21 protein-coding genes and 2 riboswitches are annotated in these 21,093 nt (G+C 71.2%); of the genes, 13 read left to right on the top strand and 8 right to left on the bottom strand.

Annotated elements, in window-relative coordinates; translation table 11 throughout:
- Positions 1-68: 68 nt before the first annotated feature.
- Positions 69-458, bottom strand: coding sequence for a glycine cleavage system protein GcvH (gcvH, locus tag ACFOYY_RS26110; RefSeq protein ID WP_352009582.1), 390 nt, complete (start codon positions 456-458; stop codon positions 69-71).
- The gene (gene gcvT / locus ACFOYY_RS26105; RefSeq protein WP_352009581.1) at positions 455-1,543 is read right to left on the bottom strand and encodes a glycine cleavage system aminomethyltransferase GcvT; all 1,089 of its coding nucleotides are present in this window, start codon (positions 1,541-1,543) and stop codon (positions 455-457) included. The genes gcvH and gcvT overlap by 4 nt, the downstream gene beginning before the upstream one ends.
- 41 nt (positions 1,544-1,584) lie before the next feature.
- Positions 1,585-1,669, bottom strand: a riboswitch (glycine riboswitch).
- 2 nt (positions 1,670-1,671) lie between these two features.
- Positions 1,672-1,770, bottom strand: a riboswitch (glycine riboswitch).
- A gap of 139 nt (positions 1,771-1,909) precedes the next feature.
- On the opposite strand from gcvT, the gene ACFOYY_RS26100 reads away from it, so the two are divergent.
- The 4 genes from ACFOYY_RS26100 (at position 1,910) to ACFOYY_RS26085 (ending at position 5,029) form a co-directional block, all read left to right on the top strand.
- The gene (locus tag ACFOYY_RS26100; protein WP_352009580.1) at positions 1,910-2,662 is read left to right on the top strand and encodes a hypothetical protein; all 753 of its coding nucleotides are present in this window, start codon (positions 1,910-1,912) and stop codon (positions 2,660-2,662) included.
- Positions 2,663-2,773: 111 nt separating this feature from the next.
- Positions 2,774-3,379 carry a TetR/AcrR family transcriptional regulator gene (locus ACFOYY_RS26095; RefSeq protein WP_362777005.1) on the top strand — a complete coding sequence of 202 codons (606 nt, stop codon included), beginning with the start codon at positions 2,774-2,776 and terminating at the stop codon, positions 3,377-3,379.
- Positions 3,376-4,215, top strand: coding sequence for an alpha/beta fold hydrolase (locus ACFOYY_RS26090; RefSeq protein ID WP_386192927.1), 840 nt, complete (start codon positions 3,376-3,378; stop codon positions 4,213-4,215). Before ACFOYY_RS26095 ends, ACFOYY_RS26090 begins: the two co-directional genes overlap by 4 nt.
- 76 nt (positions 4,216-4,291) lie before the next feature.
- The gene (locus ACFOYY_RS26085) at positions 4,292-5,029 is read left to right on the top strand and encodes a maleylpyruvate isomerase family mycothiol-dependent enzyme (RefSeq protein WP_386192924.1); all 738 of its coding nucleotides are present in this window, start codon (positions 4,292-4,294) and stop codon (positions 5,027-5,029) included.
- Between the two features lie 15 nt (positions 5,030-5,044).
- Here ACFOYY_RS26085 and ACFOYY_RS26080 read toward each other — a convergent pair whose 3' ends face one another.
- Complete coding sequence (locus tag ACFOYY_RS26080) at positions 5,045-6,664, bottom strand: High-affinity nickel-transporter (RefSeq protein WP_386192921.1); 1,620 nt, start codon at positions 6,662-6,664, stop codon at positions 5,045-5,047.
- Between the two features lie 385 nt (positions 6,665-7,049).
- Between ACFOYY_RS26080 and ACFOYY_RS26075 the strand changes: the two genes are divergently transcribed.
- A complete protein-coding gene (locus ACFOYY_RS26075; RefSeq protein ID WP_386192918.1) occupies positions 7,050-8,801 on the top strand; it encodes an ABC transporter ATP-binding protein in 1,752 nt (583 codons plus the stop codon).
- Positions 8,802-9,264: 463 nt separating this feature from the next.
- Positions 9,265-10,074 (top strand): MurR/RpiR family transcriptional regulator, encoded by an 810-nt coding sequence (locus ACFOYY_RS26070; RefSeq protein ID WP_386192916.1) that lies wholly within the window; start codon positions 9,265-9,267, stop codon positions 10,072-10,074.
- Here the strand turns inward: ACFOYY_RS26070 and ACFOYY_RS26065 are convergent.
- The 3 genes from ACFOYY_RS26065 to ACFOYY_RS26055 all read right to left on the bottom strand — a co-directional run bounded on the left by ACFOYY_RS26065 (position 10,034) and on the right by ACFOYY_RS26055 (position 12,413).
- Positions 10,034-10,783, bottom strand: a complete 750-nt coding sequence (locus ACFOYY_RS26065; protein WP_352009573.1) for an ABC transporter permease — start codon at positions 10,781-10,783, stop codon at positions 10,034-10,036. The two genes, ACFOYY_RS26070 and ACFOYY_RS26065, sit on opposite strands and share 41 nt — an antisense overlap.
- 35 nt (positions 10,784-10,818) lie before the next feature.
- Positions 10,819-11,775 (bottom strand): ATP-binding cassette domain-containing protein, encoded by a 957-nt coding sequence (locus ACFOYY_RS26060; RefSeq protein WP_386192914.1) that lies wholly within the window; start codon positions 11,773-11,775, stop codon positions 10,819-10,821.
- A 107-nt stretch (positions 11,776-11,882) separates the two neighbouring features.
- Positions 11,883-12,413: a PadR family transcriptional regulator gene (locus ACFOYY_RS26055; protein ID WP_352009571.1), complete on the bottom strand. Its 531-nt coding sequence runs from the start codon at positions 12,411-12,413 to the stop codon at positions 11,883-11,885.
- A gap of 57 nt (positions 12,414-12,470) precedes the next feature.
- Between ACFOYY_RS26055 and ACFOYY_RS26050 the strand changes: the two genes are divergently transcribed.
- From ACFOYY_RS26050 to ACFOYY_RS26035, 4 genes are all read left to right on the top strand, one after another.
- Positions 12,471-12,797: a hypothetical protein gene (locus ACFOYY_RS26050; protein ID WP_352009570.1), complete on the top strand. Its 327-nt coding sequence runs from the start codon at positions 12,471-12,473 to the stop codon at positions 12,795-12,797.
- Between the two features lie 10 nt (positions 12,798-12,807).
- Positions 12,808-13,494 carry an SDR family oxidoreductase gene (locus ACFOYY_RS26045; RefSeq protein WP_362776988.1) on the top strand — a complete coding sequence of 229 codons (687 nt, stop codon included), beginning with the start codon at positions 12,808-12,810 and terminating at the stop codon, positions 13,492-13,494.
- A gap of 155 nt (positions 13,495-13,649) precedes the next feature.
- Positions 13,650-15,005 (top strand): formimidoylglutamate deiminase, encoded by a 1,356-nt coding sequence (locus ACFOYY_RS26040; RefSeq protein WP_352009568.1) that lies wholly within the window; start codon positions 13,650-13,652, stop codon positions 15,003-15,005.
- Between the two features lie 213 nt (positions 15,006-15,218).
- Positions 15,219-16,157, top strand: coding sequence for a sigma-70 family RNA polymerase sigma factor (locus ACFOYY_RS26035; RefSeq protein WP_352009567.1), 939 nt, complete (start codon positions 15,219-15,221; stop codon positions 16,155-16,157).
- A gap of 52 nt (positions 16,158-16,209) precedes the next feature.
- Here ACFOYY_RS26035 and ACFOYY_RS26030 read toward each other — a convergent pair whose 3' ends face one another.
- Both ACFOYY_RS26030 and ACFOYY_RS26025 read right to left on the bottom strand, forming a co-directional pair.
- The gene (locus ACFOYY_RS26030; protein ID WP_362776985.1) at positions 16,210-17,127 is read right to left on the bottom strand and encodes a helix-turn-helix domain-containing protein; all 918 of its coding nucleotides are present in this window, start codon (positions 17,125-17,127) and stop codon (positions 16,210-16,212) included.
- Between the two features lie 189 nt (positions 17,128-17,316).
- Positions 17,317-18,159: an SAM-dependent methyltransferase gene (locus tag ACFOYY_RS26025; RefSeq protein ID WP_386192908.1), complete on the bottom strand. Its 843-nt coding sequence runs from the start codon at positions 18,157-18,159 to the stop codon at positions 17,317-17,319.
- A 437-nt stretch (positions 18,160-18,596) separates the two neighbouring features.
- On the opposite strand from ACFOYY_RS26025, the gene ACFOYY_RS26020 reads away from it, so the two are divergent.
- From ACFOYY_RS26020 to ACFOYY_RS26010, 3 genes are all read left to right on the top strand, one after another.
- Complete coding sequence (locus tag ACFOYY_RS26020) at positions 18,597-19,907, top strand: ammonium transporter (RefSeq protein ID WP_352009564.1); 1,311 nt, start codon at positions 18,597-18,599, stop codon at positions 19,905-19,907.
- Positions 19,904-20,242, top strand: a complete 339-nt coding sequence (locus ACFOYY_RS26015; RefSeq protein ID WP_184713272.1) for a P-II family nitrogen regulator — start codon at positions 19,904-19,906, stop codon at positions 20,240-20,242. Before ACFOYY_RS26020 ends, ACFOYY_RS26015 begins: the two co-directional genes overlap by 4 nt.
- Positions 20,239-21,093, top strand: an 855-nt coding sequence (locus tag ACFOYY_RS26010; protein ID WP_386192904.1) for a [protein-PII] uridylyltransferase family protein, incomplete at its 3' end; no start/stop codon positions are given. The genes ACFOYY_RS26015 and ACFOYY_RS26010, both read left to right, overlap by 4 nt.

Here is a 21,093-nt window from a genome sequence, read left to right as displayed (position 1 = left end):
GCGCTGTCCCGCGGTCGTGATCACGCGCGCCGGTGGACGCGCGTGATCACGACGCAAGATTAGATATTTCAGGATTCGCCCGAAGTGAGTGCCGTGTACTCCTCGGGGGACAGCAGGTCCTCCGGGTCACCCTCAAGCCGGACGCGGAACAGCCAGCCGTCGCCATAGGGGTCACTGTTGACCAGCGAGGGGTCGTCGACGACGGCCTCGTTGACCTCGACGACCTCACCGCCGACCGGCGCGAAGATGTCGCTCACCGACTTGGTCGACTCGACCTCGCCGACCGCCTCACCCGCGGTGAGCGAGGAACCGGCCTCGGGCAACTGGACGAAGACCACGTCACCGAGGGCGTTGGCGGCGTAGGCGGTGATGCCGACGGTCAGGGTCAGGCCGTCGTCTATGCCCGAGATCCACTCGTGCTCCTTGGTGTAGTGCAGCTCCTCGGGAATGTCACTCACTTTTTCCTCCTGTAGAAAGGCAGCTCAACGACCTCGACCGGCTCGTGACTGCCCCGGATGTCCACGGCCAGTCCAGCGGACGTTCCGTTGTCCACGTAGGCCATGGCGATCGGCCTGCCCAGGGTCTGGGAAGGCGCTCCGCTGGTCACCTCTCCGACGACGACGCCGTCGCCGGAGACCACCGGATACCCGTGGCGGGGCACCCTGCGGCCGGTCGCGATCAGTCCCACCAGGCGGCGGGCCGGGGGGACGTCCTTGAGCGGCTCAAGGGCGGCCCTGCCGACGAAGTCGCCTGGTTTGTCAAACCTCACCACACGGCCGAGCCCCGCGTCGAACGGGGTGAGATCAGCGGAGAGCTCGTTGCCGTACAGCGGCATCCCCGCCTCAAGACGGAGGGTGTCACGCGCCGAAAGCCCGGCGGGCAGCAGGCCGTACGGCTCGCCCGCCTTGGTGAGCGCGGCCCACAGCGGCTCGGCGTCGTCGGCGGCGACGAACAGCTCGAAGCCGTCCTCGCCGGTGTAGCCGGTGCGGGCGACGAGGGCGGAGAGCCCGGCGACGGTCGCGGGAAGGCCCGCGTAGTACTTCAGGCCGTCGAGGTCGGCGTCGGTGAGCCCGCCCAGGATCTCGCGGGAGCGCGGCCCCTGTACCGCGACCAGCGCGTACTGCTCGGAGCGGTCCTCGACCGCGGCCTCGAAGGCCCCGGCGCGCTCGGTCAGCTCGGCGGCGACCCGGGGGTAGTTGGAGGCGTTGGCGACGACCATGAACTCCTGGTCGGCCAGGCGGTAGACGATCAGGTCGTCGAGCACGCCGCCCTGGGGATCGACGATCATCGTGTAGCGGGCGCGTCCCGGCTCAAGGGCGGAGATGTGACCGACGAGCGCGTAGTCGAGGGCCTCGCCTGCCTGCGGGCCCGTCACGAAGATCTCTCCCATGTGGGAGAGGTCGAACAGGCCGGCCGCCTGGCGGACCGCGTTGTGCTCGGCGGACTCGCTTCCGTAGCGCAGCGGCATCAGCCAGCCCGCGAAGTCGGTCAGCGTCGCGCCGAGGGCCTCGTGAACACCGCGCAGCGGCGTGGGTCGGGACATGTTCGCACCTCAGACAGGGGTCGGATGAGAAGCATCCTCCCCCTCTGTCATGGATGCCTGAGAGCTTCGCCCGATTTTTGCCGGACTTTCACCTTCGGCGAGGCCGTACGGCCTGCTTTCCAGAGGCACCTACCCACGCGGTCCTTTGCCTTGAGAGGTTTGCGGGGAGGGCTTGCTCCTTCAGGGGTCCTGGCCTGGATGTCAGGACGCTCTCCCGCGCGGGCTCGTCGGTGTCCCGGCCAGCCTAACCGTAGGCGAGGGCCGAGCGAAATCCCCGGGTCGGGACAGAGTGTCCGGTTAGGCGTGATCATGACGGCTCTCGCATAACCTGAAGGTGCAGTGGGGGATTTGTTCCAACATCGAATCGTGGAAACAGGACGGCTACCGCTCTTCTGTTTCTTCGTCGCGCTGATCGTCGCCTTCGTCTTCACCCGCATCAACGTCCGGCTCATCCGCGCCAAGATCGGCTGGTTCGGCAACGTCAGCGTCGGCGACATGCACATCCACCATGTGGTGTTCGGCGTGGTGCTGACGATGCTCGGCGGGGTCTCCGGCCTGCTCGTCTCCGGCGTGTCCCAGGGGTGGTACGCCCTGACCGCGGCCGTCTTCGGGGTGGGCGCCGCCCTCATCCTGGACGAGTTCGCGCTGATCCTGCACCTGCACGACGTCTACTGGGAGGAGGAGGGCCGCACGTCGGTCGACGCGGTGTTCATCGCGATCGCCGTCACCGGTCTGCTCCTGCTCGGCCTGCGCCCGCTGGGCTGGGAGCGGCCGGACGGCACGCCGCAGGGGACGTGGCTGGCGGTCGGCTTCCTCGTGCTCAATCTCATGCTCGCCGTGGTCACCCTGCTGAAGGGGAAGATCTGGACGGGCATGGTCGGTCTGTTCGTCCCGCTGCTGCTGATCGTCGGGGCGCTGCGGCTGGCCCGGCCCGGCTCCCCCTGGGCCCACTGGTTCTTCGCCCCGGGCTCCCGAAGGCCGAGGCCCTGGAAACTGGCCAGGGCGCAGCGCCGTGAGGAGCGCTGGCGCCGCCCGGCCATCAAGGTCAAGATCGCCTTCCAGGAGTTCGTCTCCGGCCGTCACGACCTGCCCTCCTCCCGCCTGCGGCCACGCCGCTGACCTCGGTGAACCGCCGTGCCGTACTGTCGCGCGCCCGGTGAAACTAATCTCATTAGACAGAAGCTAATGTGATTAGTTACAGTCTAGGGGTTCTAGGAGAGAGGGGTGCGTATGGCGCGGGCCGGGTTGACGACGGATCGGGTGACGCTCGCCGGTGCCGAACTGGCCGACGAGGTCGGGTTCGACCGGCTGACCATGTCGGCGGTGGCACGACGGCTCGGGGTGAAGGACGCCAGCCTCTACGCGCACGTTCGCGGCCTTGAGGACCTGCGCGGCCGGATCGCCCTGCTGGCGGCCGACGAGAAGAGCGTCCGCATCGCGGAGGCCACCGCGGGGCTGGCGGGCAGGGACGCGCTGGTCGCGTACGCGACCGCCTACCGGGACTACGCCCGCGAACACCCGGGCCGCTACATGGCGACGCAGATCCCCACGGAGATCGACCCCGAGCTCCTGGCCGCGGCGCGCGGGCCGCGGCGCGCGATCGAGCTGACCTACGGCATGTTGCGCGCCTACGCCCTCGGGGAGCCCGACTTGACCGACGCGGTACGGCTGCTGCGCAGCATGCTGCACGGCTTCATCAGCCTTGAGGCGGCGGGCGGGTTCGCGCACTCGCGCCCGGCCGAGGAGTCGTGGTCACGCTGCCTCGACGCCCTGCACACCCTCCTGGAGCGCTGGCCCGCCGAGCACGAACCACACGGTGAAGGAGACAGGACATGACCGAGACGACCACCGGACGCCTGCGTGTGGACGGCGCCGAGCTGTACTACGAGGTGCGGGGGCGCGGGCCGCTCCTGCTGCTGATCCCCGGCGGCACCGGCGGCGCCGCCTCCTTCGAGGAGATCGTCGACGACCTGGCCGCCGACCGCACGGTCGTCACCTACGACCCGCGCGGCCTGTCCAACAGCCCGCTGGACGACCCGGCGGCGCCCCAGCGGGTGGAACAGCACGCCGAGGACGCCCTCGGGCTGATCGACCTGCTCTCCCCCGGGGAGCCCGTCAGCGTGGCGGGCTGCAGCTCGGGGGCGATCGTCGCGATGCACCTGCTCACCGCCCACCCCGGGCGGATCGCACGTGTCGTGGCGCACGAGCCGCCGCTGGCCGAGGTGCTGCCGGACGCCGCCGAGCACCGCGTGATGCTCGCCCGTGTCCGGGAGGCCTTCGACCGGGAGGGGCCGATGGCCGCGGCGACCGTGCTCGCGGCCGGTCTCAGGCGCCCGGGGGAGAGCGCCGGCGCGCGGCCCGCCGCCGAGCTGTCCCCCAGGGCGGCCGCGCGCGTCGAACGGTCGATGGCCGACGCCCCCTACTTCATCGGGCGTGTCATCCCGAGCTTCATGGCCCACGTCCCGGACGTGGACCGGCTGCGGGCCCTGTCGGACCGGCTCGTGCTCGCGGCCGGGGCGGACTCCCACGGCGAACTGCCCTACCGTCCCGCGGCCCTCCTGGCGGAGCGGTTCGGCACGGAGCTGGTCCACTTCCCCGGCGGGCACACGGGGCTCAGCACCCACCCCGCCGAGTTCGGGAAGCTGCTTCGCGAGGTGCTCGACGCCCGGTGACACCGGGGCGCGGCGTCCACCGGCCGAGCGGAAAACAGGGAGAGGACCGTCGGGGCCGTACGGCATGATGCCGCCCATGGATCACACTCGCTATCTCGACCTGATCCGCGCCGACGGTGATCTCCTGCTCGCGGCCGCGGAGCGGGGGCTGGACGCCCGGGTGCCGTCGTGCCCCGGCTGGACCGGCCGTGACCTGCTCCACCACGTCGGAGGGGTCTACGACCACAAGGTCCTGTGCATGCGGCTCGGGCGTGACCCGCAGAAGGCCGAGCGGGCGCCGCTGCCCGGCGACGCCGCGCTCAGGGACTGGTTCCTCTCCCAGCGTGAGACGCTGCTCGACCAGCTCGTCATGCGCGGGCCGGGCGCGCCCTCCCACACCTGGTTCCCGCCGGACCAGACGGTCGGCTTCTGGTACCGCAGGATGGCCCACGAGACGGTCGTCCACCGGATCGACGCCGAGTTGATCGACGGGGGGCCGACCCCGGTCGACCCCGAGCCGGCGGCCGACGGCGTCGACGAGCTGCTCGGTTTCATCACCCACGACTTCGGCGGCAGGCCCGAACGGGAGCAGGGCGTCGGCCGTACGGTCGTGCTGGGCTGCGGGGACCGGGAGTGGGCGCTGACGCTGCGCGCGGACCGCGCGGTGTGGGCGAAGGAGGGGGCGACGCCGGACGCGCGGATCGACGGCGAGCCGGAGGACCTCCTGCTCCACCTGTGGAACCGGCGCGGGGCGGGCGGCAACTCCCTCAGGAGCTCCGGTGACGTGGACGCGCTCGCCGGGCTGTGGGCGCGCCTGCAGGAGGAGACCCAGTAGGCGGTCCGGGGTCGTTCACGCGGCGCCGATGAGGCTCCGCACGGTCAGGCCGAGACCGAGCAGCATGACGGCCACGGCGGTGCCGATCGGCAGGAGCGAGGACAGGCGGCTCGCCACGCCGTTTCCCCCGGCCGCCAGGCGGCCGAGACGCCCGGCGAGTTTGACCAGCAGCAGCCCGGTGAGGGTGAGCGTGCCCGCCATGCCGAGGCCGTACGCCAGGATCAGCGCGATCCCGAACCATGTGCGGCCGAGGCCGATCGCGCCCAGCAGGACGACGAGCGCCGAGGGGCTGGGCACCAGCCCTCCGGCCACCCCCAGGCCGACCAGCCCGCGCCGGGAGCGGGGCGTCGGCTCGCGGGGGAGGTCCTCATCGGCCCGCCGTTCGAGGACGGCGACCGGCGCGTACCCGTGGGCCGCACCGCCGGGGACCTCCCGGACGGGGGAGCGCCGGGGAACGAGGGGAGCACGGCCGTGGGTGTGGCCGTGCCCGTGACCGTGGGCGGGGGCCTCGCCGGTGCGGTGGGCATGCCAGGCGGAGCGCAGCAGCCCGGCCCCGACCAGGGTGATCAGCAGACCGCTGACCAGGCCGAGCCAGGCGAGCACCGCCTCGCCGGTGAGCGCGGACAGGACGGTCAGCAGCAGACCGGCCACCAGGACGCCGACGGTGTGGGTCACGGTGACGGTCGCGCCGACGATCAGCGCGTCACGCGGGCGTCCCCGTCTGCCCGCCAGGTAGGCGGCCATGATGGTCTTGCCGTGTCCCGGGATGAGGGCGTGCCCGGCGCCCAGCGCGACGGCCATGAGCACCGAGAGCAGCACGAGCGGCGCGGTCGGCGAGTCGGTGCCGACCAGGCCGGTGAAGGTGTGGTCGAGCCAGGCCGTCACACCGCCGAGCGGACCGCCGGACAGCCCGGACAGGTCGGACGGCCCGGGCGTCGGGGACGGCACGGCCGCCGAGGGACCTGTCTCCGGGGTGACGCTCAGCCGCGCGGTCCGCTGGTCGAGGGGTGCGGCCAGCAGGTCGTCCGGGTAGGACCGCAGCCGTCCGCTGACACTCGTCCCGGGAACGGAGGACCGGCTCAGGCGCAGACCGCCGGAGGCGACCGCGGTGATCTCCCGCCAGCCGGTCCGGTCGGGCAGGTAGTCGTCGCTGAAGTCGACCGTCCCCCGGGCGCGGACGTCGGCGGTCAGGTCGCACGTCAGGCGGCTGGTCCGCAGGCCGCCCTGCCCCCGGGCGTATCGCAGGCCGCTCCCGGCGACACGCCAGGCGACGGGGGAGCCGTTGACGGTCAGCCGCTGTGACCCGGCGAGCGCGGCGCAGCGGGCGGCGCCGTAGGCCGCCAGTTCGGCGGTGGAGACCCTGCCCGAGCCGTCGGTGTCCATCTCGGTCATGGCCTGGAGGGTGGGCAGCTCGGCGCTGTCGACGACCGCCGTGTTCTCGATCCGGTCGGGGGTGATCCGCAGGCCGTCGTAGTGGTTGACGGTGAGGTCCCCCAGCGGATGCGCGGCGGCGGGCGGGGCGGAGGCGGGGAACATCGCGACCGCCAGGCAGGAGAGGACGAACAGGAGCCCTCCACGACGCCGTTCCCGCGCGCCGTACCGGCCCGCGGGCGGTGGGACCTGTGCCGATGTCATGCAACCTCCCGAGGCTCACGGACGCGGACGGGGCTCCGTCGTGCCGGCGAACGTTCGATCTCGGCGTCGGCGGCCTGCGGTGCCCCGGGGAGTGCCCCGGCCCGCCGGTGGCCGTCTGGTCGCCGCTGGAATGCTTCCGGCTCCGGGTGGCTCTTTCGTGCGGCGGCACGGCGGAAAGAGCAGAAAATTCATGGATTTTTCCCTTGAGGAGACCGAAGAGGGCATCCCTCCCCGGGTGTCCCGCTTCTCTTACGTCAACCATGGTTGACATGCCGATCGCGTCAACCTATGTTGACGGAATCGACTTTCGTCTACGAAACCGGCCGTGCCGCTCGAAAGGGGCGTGTGCGCAGTAGATATGAAGCACGTCGGTCGGGGGCCGGTCATGTCATCTCAAAGGAGACGGGAATTGTCAGAGACCGCGTCGTGGCGCCCGCTGTTCGCCTACATCAGGCCACACCGTTCCGCCCTGCTGCTCGGCGGCGCGCTCAGCCTGGTCGGCTCGCTCGCCGGCCTGGCCATGCCCCTGCTCGCCAAGACGGTCATCGACGCCTTCGGCGCGAACCGGTCCCTGGTCGGGCCGGTGCTCGGCCTGACGGTCGCGGTCGTCGTGGGCGCGGTCGTCGGCGCGCTGGGCAGATACGTGCTCGAACGCATGGGGGAGGGAGTGGTCTTCGCCGCCAGGCGGGGCCTGGTCGGACGCATCCTCAGGTTGCGGGTCTCCGAGGTCGACCGTCTTAAACCGGGCGACCTGCTGTCCCGGGTGACCTCGGACACCACACTGCTGCGCGCGGTGTTCACCGAGGGCGTCGTCGAGATGGTCAGCGCGCTGTTCATGCTGGTCGGCGCCATCGTGATGATGGCGGTCATGGACGGGCTGCTGCTGGTGGTCACCCTGGTGGTCCTGGCCGTGGTCGGCTCGCTGGTCGGCCTGGTCATGCCGCGCATCCGGCGCGCCTCCACCCAGGCGCAGGTCGCGGTCGGCGAGATGGGCGCGGTGCTGGACCGGGTGCTGCAGGCCTTCCGCACGGTCAAGGCCAGCGGCGCGGAGGAACGCGAGATCGCCACCGTGGACGCCGCGGCCCGCGAGGCGCGTGACAGGGGGGTCGCCGTCGCCTGGTGGACCTCGATCGCGGGCATCTCCACCTGGGTGGCCGCCCAGCTCGCCTTCGTCGCGGTGCTCGGCGTCGGCGGCGCGCGGGTCGCCTCGGGTGCGCTCGCGGTCTCCTCGCTGGTCGCCTTCCTGCTCTACCTCTTCTACCTGGTCTCCCCGATCGGCCAGCTCGTGCACGGTTTCACCCAGATGCAGAACGGCCTGGCCGCGGTCAGGCGGATCAGGGAGATCGAGGAACTCCCCGCGGAGGAGATCGGGACCCCGGCGGGCGTCTCCGGCACGACTCCCGCCGGGGTGGGCTTCCGGGACGTGGTCTTCCGCTACGGCGAGGACCGGCCGGTCGTGCACGGCGGCGTCTCCTTCGAGATCCCGGCGCGCGGCCTGACCGCCCTGGTCGGCCCGTCGGGGGCGGGCAAGTCCACGGTCTTCGCCCTGCTGGAGCGCTTCTACGAGCAGCAGTCGGGGACGATCACCGTCGACGGCCGTGACGTGCGGGACTGGCCGCTGCCCGAGCTGCGGGCGGTCCTCGGCTACGTCGAGCAGGACGCGCCCGTGCTGGACGGCACGCTGCGGGAGAACCTCGTCTTCGCCGCCCTCGGGGTCGACGAGACCGACGTCCGGCGGGTGCTCTCGCTGACCAGGCTCGACGACCTGGTCGCCCGGCTCCCCGAGGGCCTGGAGACCCAGGTCGGCCATCGCGGGATCATGCTCTCCGGTGGGGAGCGTCAGCGGGTCGCCATCGCCAGGGCCCTGCTGCGCAGGCCCAGGGTGCTCCTGCTCGACGAGGCGACCTCCCAGCTCGACGCGGTCAACGAGATGCGGCTGCGCGAGGTGATCGCCGAGGTGGCGAAGGAGACGACCGTGCTGGTGATCGCCCACCGCCTGTCCACGGTGACCAGTGCCGACCGGATCGTGGTCATGGAGGGCGGGGTCGTACGGGCGATCGGCACCCACGGGGAGCTGCTCGACGACGACGACCTCTACCGCGAGCTGGCCGCGACCCAGTTCCTGCTGCCGACCTGAGGGAGACGGCCGCCGGAGTCGAACTGATCTCCCGGGTTTCGTACGGCTCCCGCAAATTTACGTGGTGGAGAGGGCGATGGTTCGGGCGCCGGTCTCCTCCGTCGGTTGGCGCCGGAGGAAACCGGGCATCCGCCCTGTGCGAAGCCTCTTCTTCGCTCAGGAGCGCCCCTCGGGACGCTCACCGGGTTCGGCCTCCGGTCCGGTTCGTGCGGGACAGGGCAGGGCACAGGCCGATGTGGCGGTGGTGGAAAGGATGGGGCGTCCCGGCGTGCGGCCTGGGACGCCCCCTTTTTTATGGGTTCACCCCTGCCATGGCGCCTCCGCCGTCATGTCCACCTTTCCGCGAGGTGTATGAACGACACCGGGACGGGAGGGAGATGGAATGCCGGTGGAGGGGCGAGCGGTTGGAGGGGACGTGGGGGAAGGACTCGATCGACTTCTTGAGGGCCGGAGGCTCTCGCCCGTGCAGCGGCGGATCGCGCGCTATCTCAACGACCACCTGGCCGAGGCCGTCTTCCTGTCCAGCGTGGAGCTGGCGGAACGGGCCGGGGTGAGCCAGCCCTCGGTGACCAGGTTCGCCACGTCGCTCGGCTTCGCCGGCTATCCCGAGCTGCGGCAGGCGCTGCGGCCGTTCGTGGTGAGCGAGCGGCCCCTGTCCCGGGCCAACGACCTGCAGACCGCGATCGACGCGGAGATCGAGAACCTGCGGAACGTGCGCGACCGGCTGGCCGACCCCTCGGTCATCGCCGAACTGGGCGCCGCGCTGGCCGGGTGCGAGCCGCTGCCCGTGCTCGGGCTGCGGGTTTCGAGCGGGCTGGCCACCACGTTCGCCTACTTCGCCCGCAGGATCCACCCCGACGTCCGCCTGCTGACCCACGGCGGGTCCGAGCTGGCCGACGGCCTGGACGCCGCGCGCAGGGCGGGGGCGGGCTGGCTGGTCGCCGTGGTGCTTCCCCGCTATCCGGCCGAGGCCGTACGGGCGCTGCGCGGGGCCAGGGAGCTGGGCCTGCGGACCGCGGTGATCACCGACAGGCGTGACGTGCCGTTCGAGGCGGACGTGATCCTGGACGCCCCCGTCGGTGAGAGGCTGGTGTTCGACGCGCACACGGCGCCGCTCGCCCTGGCCATGGTGCTGGTGGAGGCCATGGCGGACGCGGCGCCGCTGCGGACGCAGGCCCGGCTTGAGGAGTACGAGCGGATGATCGACAGGGCCGGGGTCTTCACCGAGGCGGCTAGCCCGCCAGCTTCCGCAGGGAACGCACGGACCAGGTGAGGGTCAGGGCACCGAGCACGAGGAAGACGGCGAAGGCCACCGGGATCGTGGTGTCGGTCAGGCGCTCGGCGAACAGTGAGCGCCCGGCCTCGACCGCGTAGTAGAGCGGGTTGAACCTCGCGACGGTCTGCATCCACTGCGGGCCGAGGGAGACCGGCAGCAGCATCCCGGCCAGCAGGGTCAGCGGAAGGGCGAAGAACTGCACGATCTGCGACAGGCCGTTCTCGTCGCGGATGGCCAGCGCCAGGCCGTAGGAGAGACTGGCGGCGAACAGGCCGGTGGTGGCCATGAGCAGCAGCATCAGCAGGGCCGCCGCCGGGCTCAGCCGCAGGCCCATGAGCACGGCGACGCCCATCACCAGCAGCGCCTGGCAGGCGAGCACGAGCATGTCCTTGACGACCCGGCCGAGGATGATCGCGGGCCGCCAGGCCTGGCTGACCGCCAGCCGTTCGAGCACGCCGTTGCGGGTCTCGTTGATCATGGCGAAGCCGGTGAAGAGCGAGCCGAACAGCGCGATCATCATCATCGCGCCGGGGGTGAACATCCGCAGCGCCTCACCCATCGTTCCGCCCCGGGTGGTCGTGGTCAGCAGCGGGGCGAACAACAGCAGGTAGAGCACGGGCTGCATGATGCCGATCAGCACCCAGGCCGGATTGCGCAGGATGGCGCGCAGCTCGTGGCCGAAGAACAGTGCGGTGTGCCGGAACATGGGGGGTCCTAACGTTTCGACGGTGGGGGTGGTCGTCAGGCGGCGTCACGCAGGGAACGCCCCGTGTGCCGCAGGAAGACGTCGTCCAGCGTGGCCCGGTCGAGGGAGATGGACCGGATGGCCAGCCCACCGGCCTCAAGGGCGCGCAGCAGTGACGTCAGGTTGCGCTCGCCGTCGTCGAGGTAGGCAAGCAGCGCGTCGTCCCGCTCCTGGGTCTCCTTGATGTACGGCTGCGCGGCCAGCAGCGGCAGCGCCGCGGCCCGGTCGTCGACCCTGAGGGTGACGACGTCCCCGGAGATCTCCCTCTTGAGTCCCTGCGGGGTGCCCTCGGCCACGACCTGGCCGTTGTCGATGATGACGAGCCGGTCGCACAGCGCGTCGGCCTCGTCCAGGTAGTGGGTGGTCAGCAGCACGCTGGTGCCCTGGTCGCGCAGGGCGCGCACCTCCTGCCACAGGTTGGCGCGGTTCTGCGGGTCGAGGCCGGTCGTCGGCTCGTCGAGGAAGACCAGCGGCGGCCGGTTCACCAGGCCGACCGCCAGCGCGAAGCGCCGCTTCTGACCGCCGGACAGCGTCTTGAGGGGGCGCCGGGCGATCTCGGTCAGGCTGAAGGCCGCGAGCAGCTCGTCGGCACGGACGGCCGCCTGCCTGCGGGAGTGGCCCGCCAGGCGCGCGGCCAGCAGGAGGCTGTCGAGGCCGGGGGCGTTGTCGTCCATCCCGCCCGTCTGGCCCACGTACCCGATCCGCTCCCTGACCTTGGCCGCCTGCCGTACCACGTCGTATCCGGCCACGGTGGCCGTTCCCGCGGTCGGGGCGGTGAAGGTGGCGAGCATCCTGACCGTGGTGGTCTTGCCCGCTCCGTTGGGGCCGAGGGCGGCGAAGATCTCGCCCTCGGAGACCGACAGGTCGATGCCTCTGACGGCCTCGACCTGCTCGCTTCCGCCTCGCCCGCGCCTGGTGAAGGTCTTGCGCAGTCCGCGCGCTTCGATGATCATTACACTCCGTTCCGCCGGGTGTCCGGGGGTGACTGGGGGTGGGGAGGCGCTCGCGCGACCTCCCGGGAAAGGCTGGACCCTCTCGCGGTGTGAGGCTCAACCCCTTTTCACGGCAGCTTCCCGTCGCGAACCTTCTCCATGGCCTCTTCGAGCCAGGTGAGCTGGGCCTGGAGCTGGAGGATGTTGAGCCGCAGGCACTCGTCGATGTGCCGGGGGGCGCCGAAGGCCTGCTTGCCGCCGATCGCGCGCTCGGTCATGGAGATCGAGAAGCGCAGCTGCGCGGCCCTGGCCTCCATCGCCGAGGTCAGGTCGGCGGGTGAGAGCCGGTCCATGAAGGTGAGAGCGACCTGGAACGGGTCCACGATCGGCTTGATCTCCCACCAGTGGCTCATCAGGTGCCGGGCGAACTCCGCACGGCCGATCTCGGTGATCCCATAGACGGTCTTGCCTCCCTTTCCCTCCTCGACCCGCTCAAGGAGGCCTTCGTCGGCCATCTTGGCGAGTCCGTGGTAGATCGAGCCGTAGGCCACGTTGGCCCAGTGCTGGGTGCCCATGAGTTCGAGGCGGCGCCGCACCTCGTAACCGTGGAGAGGGCCGTCGAGCAGTACGCCGAGCAGTAGAACACGAGTGGAGGACATGTGCAATTTTTTATTCAAGTTTGAATACGATGTCAATCGTGGGCTACGGTGCCGGGCGTGAGAGAGATCAGACGTGACGACGACGGTGCCCTTCTGGGTTACCTGCGGCCGGTGGGGGACGCCTGGCAGCCGCTGACCGTGTTCGGCTATCCGCTGGGGGAGCCCCGCCCGGACGAGGAGGCGGCCGAGGAGGTCCACCGCTCGGGCCTTTCCGTGCTGGGCGAGCCGTGGCTGTTCCTGCAGGAGGGCAGGTGGCACCGGTGCGTCATCCTGGAGGCCGACGAGCGGGAGGTCAGGGTCCGGCCGACGGGCCACGACTACCCGCACGACGTCTACGCGCTCACCCTGGAGCGTCCCGGGCCGGACACCTTCCGCCCCGAGTAGGGTGATCCACATGTCCGAACGTCCCCTGGCACTGGTGACCGGAGCCTCGCGGGGGGTCGGCGCCGCGGTCGCGCGCGCCCTGGCCCCCACCCACGACCTGCTGCTCGGCGGCCGGGACACCGCGGCGCTCGCCGCGCTGTCCGCGGAACTGCCGGGCTCGCGCCCCTGGCCGGTCGAGCTGACCTCGGTCACCGAGGCCGACGTCGCCGGGATCGACCGGCTCGACGTGCTGGTGCACAGCGCCGGGGTGGCGATCCTGGGGCGGATCGCCACGACGCCCGCCGAGGTCTGGCGGCGCACCCTGGACCTCAACGTGGTCGCGGTCGCCGAACTGACCCGGCTGCTGCTGCCCGCCCTGCGCGCGGCCCAGGGGCGGGTCGTGCTGATCAACTCCGGGGCGGGCCTGCGGGCCAACCCGGACTGGGGCCCCTACGCCGCCAGCAAGTTCGCGCTGCGGGCCTTCGCCGACGCGCTCCGCCTTGAGGAGCCCGCCCTGCGGGTCACCTCCGTCTATCCCGGGCGGATCGACACCGACATGCAGCGCGGGGTCCGCGAGCAGGAGGGCGCGGCCTACGAGCCGGACAGATATCTGACGCCCGAGTCGGTCGCGCGGGTCGTGCTCACCGCGGTGAGCGCCACCCCGGACGCCCACGTCACCGAGATCACCGTCCGTCCCAGCGCGGGCCCGGTCAACTGAGCGGTGTCTTGGACGACCCTTTTGCCCTTCATGTGAGCCGTGCGGGGCGCCCGTGAACGACCCTGTTCACATAATGGAGGGTGTTCGCCGCAGCGCGGGGAGACTCCTTCCCGTCCTCGCCAGGAGCGCCCCAGACGCCCGGGCGGGGAGCGTCCGTGCCGGAGACGGCCTACTGGTGTGAGCTGGCCTGGCTGCCGCCGGGCGAGGTCGCCTCGGGGGTGCTCGTCACGGTCACGGGCTCACGGATCTCCGAGGTTGCCTCCGGCGTCGCCGTCCCTCCCGCCGGGGCCGTACGGCTGGCCGGGTTGACCCTGCCGGGGCTGGCCAACGCGCACTCCCACGCCTTCCACCGGGCGCTGCGCGGGCTGACACAGCGGGAGAAGGGCAACTTCTGGACCTGGCGTGAGCGGATGTACGGCGTCGCCGCGACCCTGGACCCCGACTCCCACCACAGGCTCGCCACGGCCGTCTTCGCGGAGATGGCGCTGGCCGGGATCACCTGTGTGGGGGAGTTCCACTACCTCCACCACTCACCGGGCGGCGGGCCGTACGGCGATCCGAACGCGATGGGACACGCGCTCGTCGAGGCGGCGCGACGGGCGGGTCTGCGCATCGCGCTGCTGGACACCTGCTATCTGGCCGGTGGCATCGGCGTTCCGCTGACGGGCGCCCAGCTCCGCTTCGGGGACGGCGACTCGGAGCGGTGGGCGGTCCGGGCGGAGGAACTGCTGGGGGCCTACCGGGGGGAACACGACGTCGAGGTCGGGGCAGCGCTCCACTCGGTGCGCGCGGTGCCCGCCGAGCAGATGCCCGTGGTCGGCGCCTTCTCCCACCACCACGCGGTCCCGCTGCACGTCCACGTGTCCGAGCGGCGCGAGGAGAACGCCGCGTGCGTCGAGGCCTACACCGCCAGCCCCGTCCAGCTCCTGGCCGAGCACGACGTCCTGGGGCCCCGCACCACGGCCGTGCACGCCGTACATCTGTCCGAGGTGGACGTCGCGCTGCTCGGGCAGTCACGCGCCCACGTCTGCGCGTGCCCGACGACCGAACGGGACCTGGCCGACGGCCTCGGCCCTGTCAGGGCGCTGTTCGACGCGGGGTCGCCCGTCACGCTCGGCTCGGACAGCCAGGCGGTGATCGACCTGTTCGAGGAGGCGCGCGGCGTCGAGCTGAGCGAGCGGCTCGTCACCGAACGGCGCGGCCACTGGACGGCCGCCGAGCTGCTCCAGACCGCGACCGCCGCGGGGCACGCCTCGCTGGGATTCCCCGAGGCGGGCATGCTCGTGCCGGGGGCCTGGGCGGACCTGGTCTCGGTGCGCCTGGACTCGGTCCGCACCGCGGGGGCCTGCCAGGAGGACGCCGTGGAGATCACGGTCTTCGCCGCGACGGCCGCGGACGTCCACTCCGTGGTCTCAGGGGGCCGCCGGGTGGTCGAGGAGGGCAGGCACGTCCTGGGAGACGTGGGCGCCGCGCTCGCCGCGGTGATCGCCGAGGTGCGCGGCGTGGTTTGAGCCCTCCCGGGCGGGGAACCGGGGGACCTCATGGCGCTGTGTCCTGAGACATCCTCCTTGAGGAGGAAATCCAAAACCGTTCTCTCGGCGTACTTTTTTGGGGAATCTTTGCCCTGGTCCGGGCGTTGTTGAGGCAAGCGGCATGTTCGCGCGCCCGGGGTCTCGATTGAGCGCGCGGGCCTGCCATAAGCAGGCGGAACGAGGTGCCATCTGATGGCAAGGCCGACGGGGAATCGGACGCAGGATCAGCACGTCTCTGATCGAGACCTGCTTGGGACATACCTGGCTGAGATCGGAAGGGTCCCCCTGCTCACGGCGGAGGAGGAGGTCGAGCTCGCCAAGCGGATCGAGGCCGGTCTCTTCGCCGAGCAACTGCTCGACGGTGGGTTGCGGGAACCGCGTATCGCGGACGCCGCCGACGAGGAGCTCGAAAGACTGGCTGTTTCCGGGCAGCGGGCCAAGGATGAGTTCATTCAGGCCAACCTACGTCTTGTGGTGGCGGTGGCGCGCAAGTACTCAGGGCGTGGAATGCCGTTGATCGATCTGGTCCAGGAGGGGAACCTGGGGCTGGTCAGGGCGGTTGAGAAGTTCGACTACCGGCGCGGTTACAAGTTCTCGACGTACGCGACGTGGTGGATCCGCCAGTCCGTCGGCAGGGCGATCCACGAGCAGGCCAGGCCGGTGCGGCTGCCGACCCACGCGGGCGAGCAGATGACCAGGCTGATGCGTGTCAGGCGCGACATGCTGGCCGAGTTCGACCAGGAGCCGACGGACGCCGACCTGGCCGAGGTGCTCGAACTGCCGATCGAGAGGGTGCGCGAGCTGCGCCGCTGGGCCTCCGACCCGGTCTCCCTGCAGCTCGGCGTGGGCGACGAGGACGAGACCGAACTCGGCGACATGATCGCCGACGAGACGTGGGCCGACCCCGAGCAGCAGGCCATGGACATCCTGGAGCGCGAGCGCCTTGAGGAGTGGCTGACCGGCCTTGAGGGACAGACCCGTGAGATGCTCCGCTGGCGCTACGGCCTGATCGACGGCCGTGAGCACACGCTGACCGAGGTCGGCGAGCGCTACGGCATCGGCCGTGACCGCGCCCGCCGCATCGAGCGCGACGCCCTGGCCAGGCTGCGGAAGATGGCGATGGCGGCCTGAACCCCTACGATCCGGTACGGCCTCGGGGAGCCGTACCGGATCGGGTCCGGGGTCAGCGTCCGGGGAGCTCCTCGATGAAGCGGTGAAGAATGTCCCGCGTCATGAGCGCCGGTTCCGCCTGGACGACCAGCTGGTTCATGACGTGCCAGAAGCGCTGCACGTCACTCGGCCTGTCGGGGCAGGCGGCCCCGATGAGCTGCCTGAGATAGACGACGTCGGGAAGCTGCTGCTCGGGCATGCGCAGGATGGTGACGGGCCCGCCGCACGCGGCGTGGCCGCCCGCGCTGAACGGCAGGACCTGGACGGTGACGTGGTTGAGCCCGGTGACGGCGACCAGGTGTTCCAGCTGGGCGCGCATCACCGCCGTGCCGCCGACCGGACGGCGTAGCGCCGCCTCGTCGATGACGGTCCACAGCCTCGGGGCGTTGGGCCGGTGCAGGATCCGCTGCCGCCTCATGCGCAGCTCGACCCGACGTTCGCACTCGGCGCTCGTGGCGTCCTGGTGGGCGAGCCGGATGGCGGCGCGGGCGTAGTCCTCGGTCTGCAGCAGCTCGGGGATGAGCTGGACCTCGTAACCGCGGATGACGTCGGCGGCCTGTTCCAGACCGAGATAGGCGTCGAACCAGCTCGGCACCAGATCGCTGTAGGGGTGCCACCAACCGCGCCGGCTGGCCTGTTTGGCCATCGCCAGCAGCGTGGCTCGTTCCGCCTCGTCGGTGAGGCCGTAGAGGGTGAGAAGGTCGGCCACGTCGCGCTGCTTGAAGCCGGTGCGTCCCAGCTCCAGGCGGCTGATCTTGGAGCGCGAGGCCCGGATCGTCTCGCCCGCCTCCTCAAGGCTGATGTTGCTGACCTCCCGCAGCCTGCGGAGCCGGACGCCCAGCAGCATCCGCAGGACGGTGGGTCCGCTCCCTGCGGGGGAGTCGTCCGTGGTCCGGCCGTCGGGCCGGTCCTTCACGGTCTCGATGTTCATGTTCAGTCACTTTCTGGCGACGGTCGCCGACGTCGGACCGCGGCGCGCCGGTCTCGGGAAAACCGGAGCACGGCGACCGTCCACCGTCCCGCGCGGGAGATCCCGTACGGGGGCGGGGTGGTCACCGTGTGTCCGGGAGAGGCCACCGCGGACCGTCACGGCGCGGTCCGCGCGAGGTGTGGTGGAGACCTACCTCTTACGGGCGACGCCGCCCAGCGCGTCCACGTCGGCGACCGGGTCGAGGAGAGGCACCTCGGGCCGCCAGTGTGTGATCGGGACGACACCGGGTTCCAGGAGGTCGAGGCCGTCGAAGAAGCCGGCGAGTTCCTCCGGGCTGCGCAGGTGGTAGGGGGCCGCGCCGCTGTCGTTGTACTGCTGCGTGGCCGCGAAGTTCTCCGCATTGGTGTCGACGCTGTCGTTGAAGGCGAGGAAGCTGCCCGAGGGCAGGGCGTCCATGAGCCGTCTCACGATGGCGTGCGCCTCGCCGGTGTCGCGGACGTGCCCGGTGATCTGCATCAGCACGAGCGCGACGGGCCGGGTGAGGTCCAGCGTCTTGGCCGCGGCGGCCAGGATCGTGTCCGGGTCGTACAGGTCGGCATTGATATAGGTGGTCATGCCCTGGGGGGTGCTGGTGAGCAGCGCGCCCGCGTGCACCAGGACGAGGGGGTCGTTGTCGACGTAGACGATGCGGGAGTCCGAGGCCACCCGCTGGGCCACCTCGTGGGTGTTGTCGACGGTCGGCAGGCCCGTGCCGATGTCGAGGAACTGGCGGATCCCCTCCTCGCCGGCCAGGTGCCGGATCGCGCGGGCGAGGAAGTGCCGGGACGCGCGGGCGAGCCCGGCGATACCGGGGAAGACCTCGGCGAACTGCTCGCCGGCCTCGCGGTCGACCGGGTAGTTGTCCTTGCCGCCCAGCCAGTAGTTCCAGATCCGGGCCGAGTGCGGGACGGTGGTGTCGATTTCTGGCTTCTGCTGGGAAAGCTTCCATTCGGAAGGATTCTGCGGGGAGGAAGGTGAATCATCACGTTTCACCACAGGGGGAGGTCTCCTGTCGTACGCGTATTCCGCTGTCGTCACACACGATAAGGTCGGCGATCCCGTTCGTAGTCAGTTATTGATGATCTTGTCGATATTTGCTGACGTTCGTCCGTTTTGTGAGTAAGGGGCTGGTGTCACCGTCCCGGCCTGTGGCGATGTGTCGGGGCATTCTCTTTCGTGGCCTTTCGTGGGAAAACCAACCTGTCCGGCGGCTGGTTTGGGATGGATCGCGGCCTTCGGGGACTCTGTCCGAAACGTGGCTGAAACACCGTGTCGTGGAGTTTCACAGATCCGAAACACATCGTGCGGCGCCGTGAAACCACCGGGGAACACGCTGGGGCGCATCGTCAGTGCGCACGGTCGACGGAGCCCGGAGGCGTTCACTGCGACCTGAGACAGGCACGCGCCATTCGTAAGGAGGGTCGCTTCGAATGAAGATCGATAGCGGCACCACTGCCTGGATGCTCACGGCCACCGCGCTGGTGTTGCTGATGACTCCGGGGCTCGCACTGTTCTACGGCGGCATGACCAGGGCCAAGAGCGTCCTGAACATGATGATGATGTCGTTCGCGAGCATCGTCACCGTCACCGTCGCCTGGGTGCTCTACGGGCACTCACTGGCCTTCACCGAGAACGGCAACGGGATCGTCAACGCCTTCGTCGGCGGGCTGGACGCCCTGGGGCTGCAGAGCCTGGTGGGCACGGCGACCAAGGCCGACGGCACCGGGATGCCGAGCCTGGTCTACTCCGCCTTCCAGCTCACCTTCGCGGTGATCACCGTCGCCCTGATCAGCGGCGCCGTCGCCGACCGCGCCAGGTTCGGCGCGTGGGTGCTGTTCACCGCGGTCTGGGCGAGCGTGGTCTACCTCCCGGTCGCCCACTGGGTCTGGGGCGGCGGCTGGCTGTTCGACCTGGGCGTGGAGGACTTCGCGGGTGGCACGGTCGTCCACATCAACGCCGGGGCCGCGGCGCTCGCGCTGACCCTCGTGCTCGGCAGGCGCGTCGGCTGGCGCAGGGAGCCGATGCGCCCGCACAACCTGCCCCTGGTGCTGCTCGGCGCGGGCCTGCTGTGGTTCGGCTGGTTCGGCTTCAACGCGGGCTCGGAACTGGCCGTCGACGGGACCGCGGGGCTGGCGTTCATGAACACCCAGATCGCCGCCGCCGTCGGCGCGGGCGCCTGGCTGGTCGTGGAGAAGGCGCGCGACGGCCACGCGACCAGCCTGGGCGTCGCCTCGGGCGCGGTCGCGGGCCTGGTCGCGATCACCCCGGCGTGCGGCTTCGTCGACCCCTGGGGCGCGGTCGTCATCGGCGCCGTCGCGGGCGCGGTCTGCGCCAGTGCCGTCGGCCTGAAGTACCGCCTCGGCTTCGACGACGCACTCGACGTGGTCGGCGTCCACATGGTCGGCGGCGTGCTCGGCGCGGTCTCGCTCGGCTTCCTGGCCGCCTACCCCCTCCTCGGCCAGCAGGGCAAGGGACTGCTGTACGGCGGCGGCCTCGGGCAACTGGGACTGCAACTGCTGGGCCCGATCGTGGTCGCGGCCTACTCGTTCGCCGTCACCTGGGTCATCGCCAAGATCATCGACAGGACCGTGGGCTTCAGGATCGGCGCCGACGACGAGGTCACCGGAATCGACATCACCTCCCACGCCGAGACCGGCTACGACCTGGGCACCGTGCACGCCTCCGGCGTCACGGTCAGGACCCCGGCGGCCAGTGGCACCGCGAAGAAGGTGGACGCATGAGACTCATCACCGCCGTCATCAAGCCCTTCAAGCTCGACGACGTGAAGGCCGCGCTGGAACAGTTCGGCGTCAGGGGCATGACGGTCAGTGAGGCCAGCGGGTACGGCCGCCAGCGTGGCCACACCGAGGTCTACCGGGGTGCGGAGTACCAGGTGGACCTGGTGCCCAAGGTCCGGCTTGAGGTGCTGGCCGAGGAGGACGACGCCGACGACGTCATCGACGTCATCGTCAAGGCGGCGCAGACCGGCAAGATCGGGGACGGCAAGGTCTGGTCCGTCCCCGTGGACACGGTCGTGCGGGTCCGCACCGGGGAACGCGGCCCAGAGGCGTTGTGAACCGGCGTTCCTACGCCGCGGCCCGCAGGGAGCGGACCGCGGAGGTCGACCGCTGGCTGGCCGGGCTGCTGAGGAGCGCCCGCGGCGCGCCGTACGGGAAGGACGGCGCGGGGAGCGGGGAACGCGAGCCGTCCGGGATCGCGCTCGTCGCGGTCGGCAGCCTGGGCAGGGGCGAGCAGGCGCCGGGCAGCGACCTCGACCTGGTCCTGCTGCACGACGGCCGGCACGACGTGGCGGCCGTCGCCGACCGGCTTTGGTACCCGATCTGGGACTCGGGCGCGGGCCTGGACCACTCGGTGCGGACGGTCGGGGAGGCCGTCGCGGTCGCCGGAGACGACCTGAAGGCGGCGCTCGGGCTGATCCAGGCCCGGCACGTCGCGGGCGACCCGGAGCTGACCAGGGCGGCCAGGGAGGGCGTGCTGGCCGGGTGGCGGGCCGACGCTCGGCGCAGGCTCGCCGAGCTTCGTGAGGCCGCGGGCCTGCGGGCGGCGGCCCGCGGTGAGCTGGCCTTCCTGCTGGAACCCGACCTCAGGGACGCGCGCGGCGGCATCCGCGACGTGCAGGTCATGCAGGCGGTCGCCGCGGCCTGGGTCGCCTCGGCGCCGGGGCCGAGGGTCAGGCAGGCCCACGAACTGCTGCTGGACGTCCGGCACGCCCTGCACCTGGTGACCGGGCGGGGGAGCGACCGGCTGGTGCTCCAGGAGCAGGAGGCGGTCGCGGGCGTCCTCGGCCTGCTCGACGCCGAGGTGCTGATGCGCGCTCTCGCGGAGGCGGGGCGGACCGTCACGCACGCCTTCGACGCCACCTGGCGCGCCGTCGACCGGCTGGTCGGCGGCCCCGCGCCCAGGGGG

Origin of the sequence: Streptosporangium jomthongense (genome assembly GCF_042650425.1) — a bacterium.
Lineage (GTDB): Bacteria > Actinomycetota > Actinomycetes > Streptosporangiales > Streptosporangiaceae > Streptosporangium.
This window is presented reverse-complemented; position numbering and strand designations above follow the sequence as displayed.

Coding starts and splice junctions, on each gene's coding strand:
- ACFOYY_RS26015 (WP_184713272.1), top strand. CDS start 19,904: ATGAGACTCATCACCGCCGTCATCAAGCCCTTCAAGCTCGACGACGTG.
- ACFOYY_RS26045 (WP_362776988.1), top strand. CDS start 12,808: ATGTCCGAACGTCCCCTGGCACTGGTGACCGGAGCCTCGCGGGGGGTC.
- ACFOYY_RS26075 (WP_386192918.1), top strand. CDS start 7,050: ATGTCATCTCAAAGGAGACGGGAATTGTCAGAGACCGCGTCGTGGCGC.
- ACFOYY_RS26065 (WP_352009573.1), bottom strand. CDS start 10,783: ATGTTCCGGCACACCGCACTGTTCTTCGGCCACGAGCTGCGCGCCATC.
- ACFOYY_RS26030 (WP_362776985.1), bottom strand. CDS start 17,127: ATGAACATCGAGACCGTGAAGGACCGGCCCGACGGCCGGACCACGGAC.
- ACFOYY_RS26055 (WP_352009571.1), bottom strand. CDS start 12,413: ATGTCCTCCACTCGTGTTCTACTGCTCGGCGTACTGCTCGACGGCCCT.
- gcvT (WP_352009581.1), bottom strand. CDS start 1,543: ATGTCCCGACCCACGCCGCTGCGCGGTGTTCACGAGGCCCTCGGCGCG.
- ACFOYY_RS26090 (WP_386192927.1), top strand. CDS start 3,376: ATGACCGAGACGACCACCGGACGCCTGCGTGTGGACGGCGCCGAGCTG.
- ACFOYY_RS26060 (WP_386192914.1), bottom strand. CDS start 11,775: ATGATCATCGAAGCGCGCGGACTGCGCAAGACCTTCACCAGGCGCGGG.
- ACFOYY_RS26020 (WP_352009564.1), top strand. CDS start 18,597: ATGAAGATCGATAGCGGCACCACTGCCTGGATGCTCACGGCCACCGCG.
- ACFOYY_RS26035 (WP_352009567.1), top strand. CDS start 15,219: ATGGCAAGGCCGACGGGGAATCGGACGCAGGATCAGCACGTCTCTGAT.
- ACFOYY_RS26085 (WP_386192924.1), top strand. CDS start 4,292: ATGGATCACACTCGCTATCTCGACCTGATCCGCGCCGACGGTGATCTC.
- ACFOYY_RS26095 (WP_362777005.1), top strand. CDS start 2,774: ATGGCGCGGGCCGGGTTGACGACGGATCGGGTGACGCTCGCCGGTGCC.
- ACFOYY_RS26080 (WP_386192921.1), bottom strand. CDS start 6,664: ATGACATCGGCACAGGTCCCACCGCCCGCGGGCCGGTACGGCGCGCGG.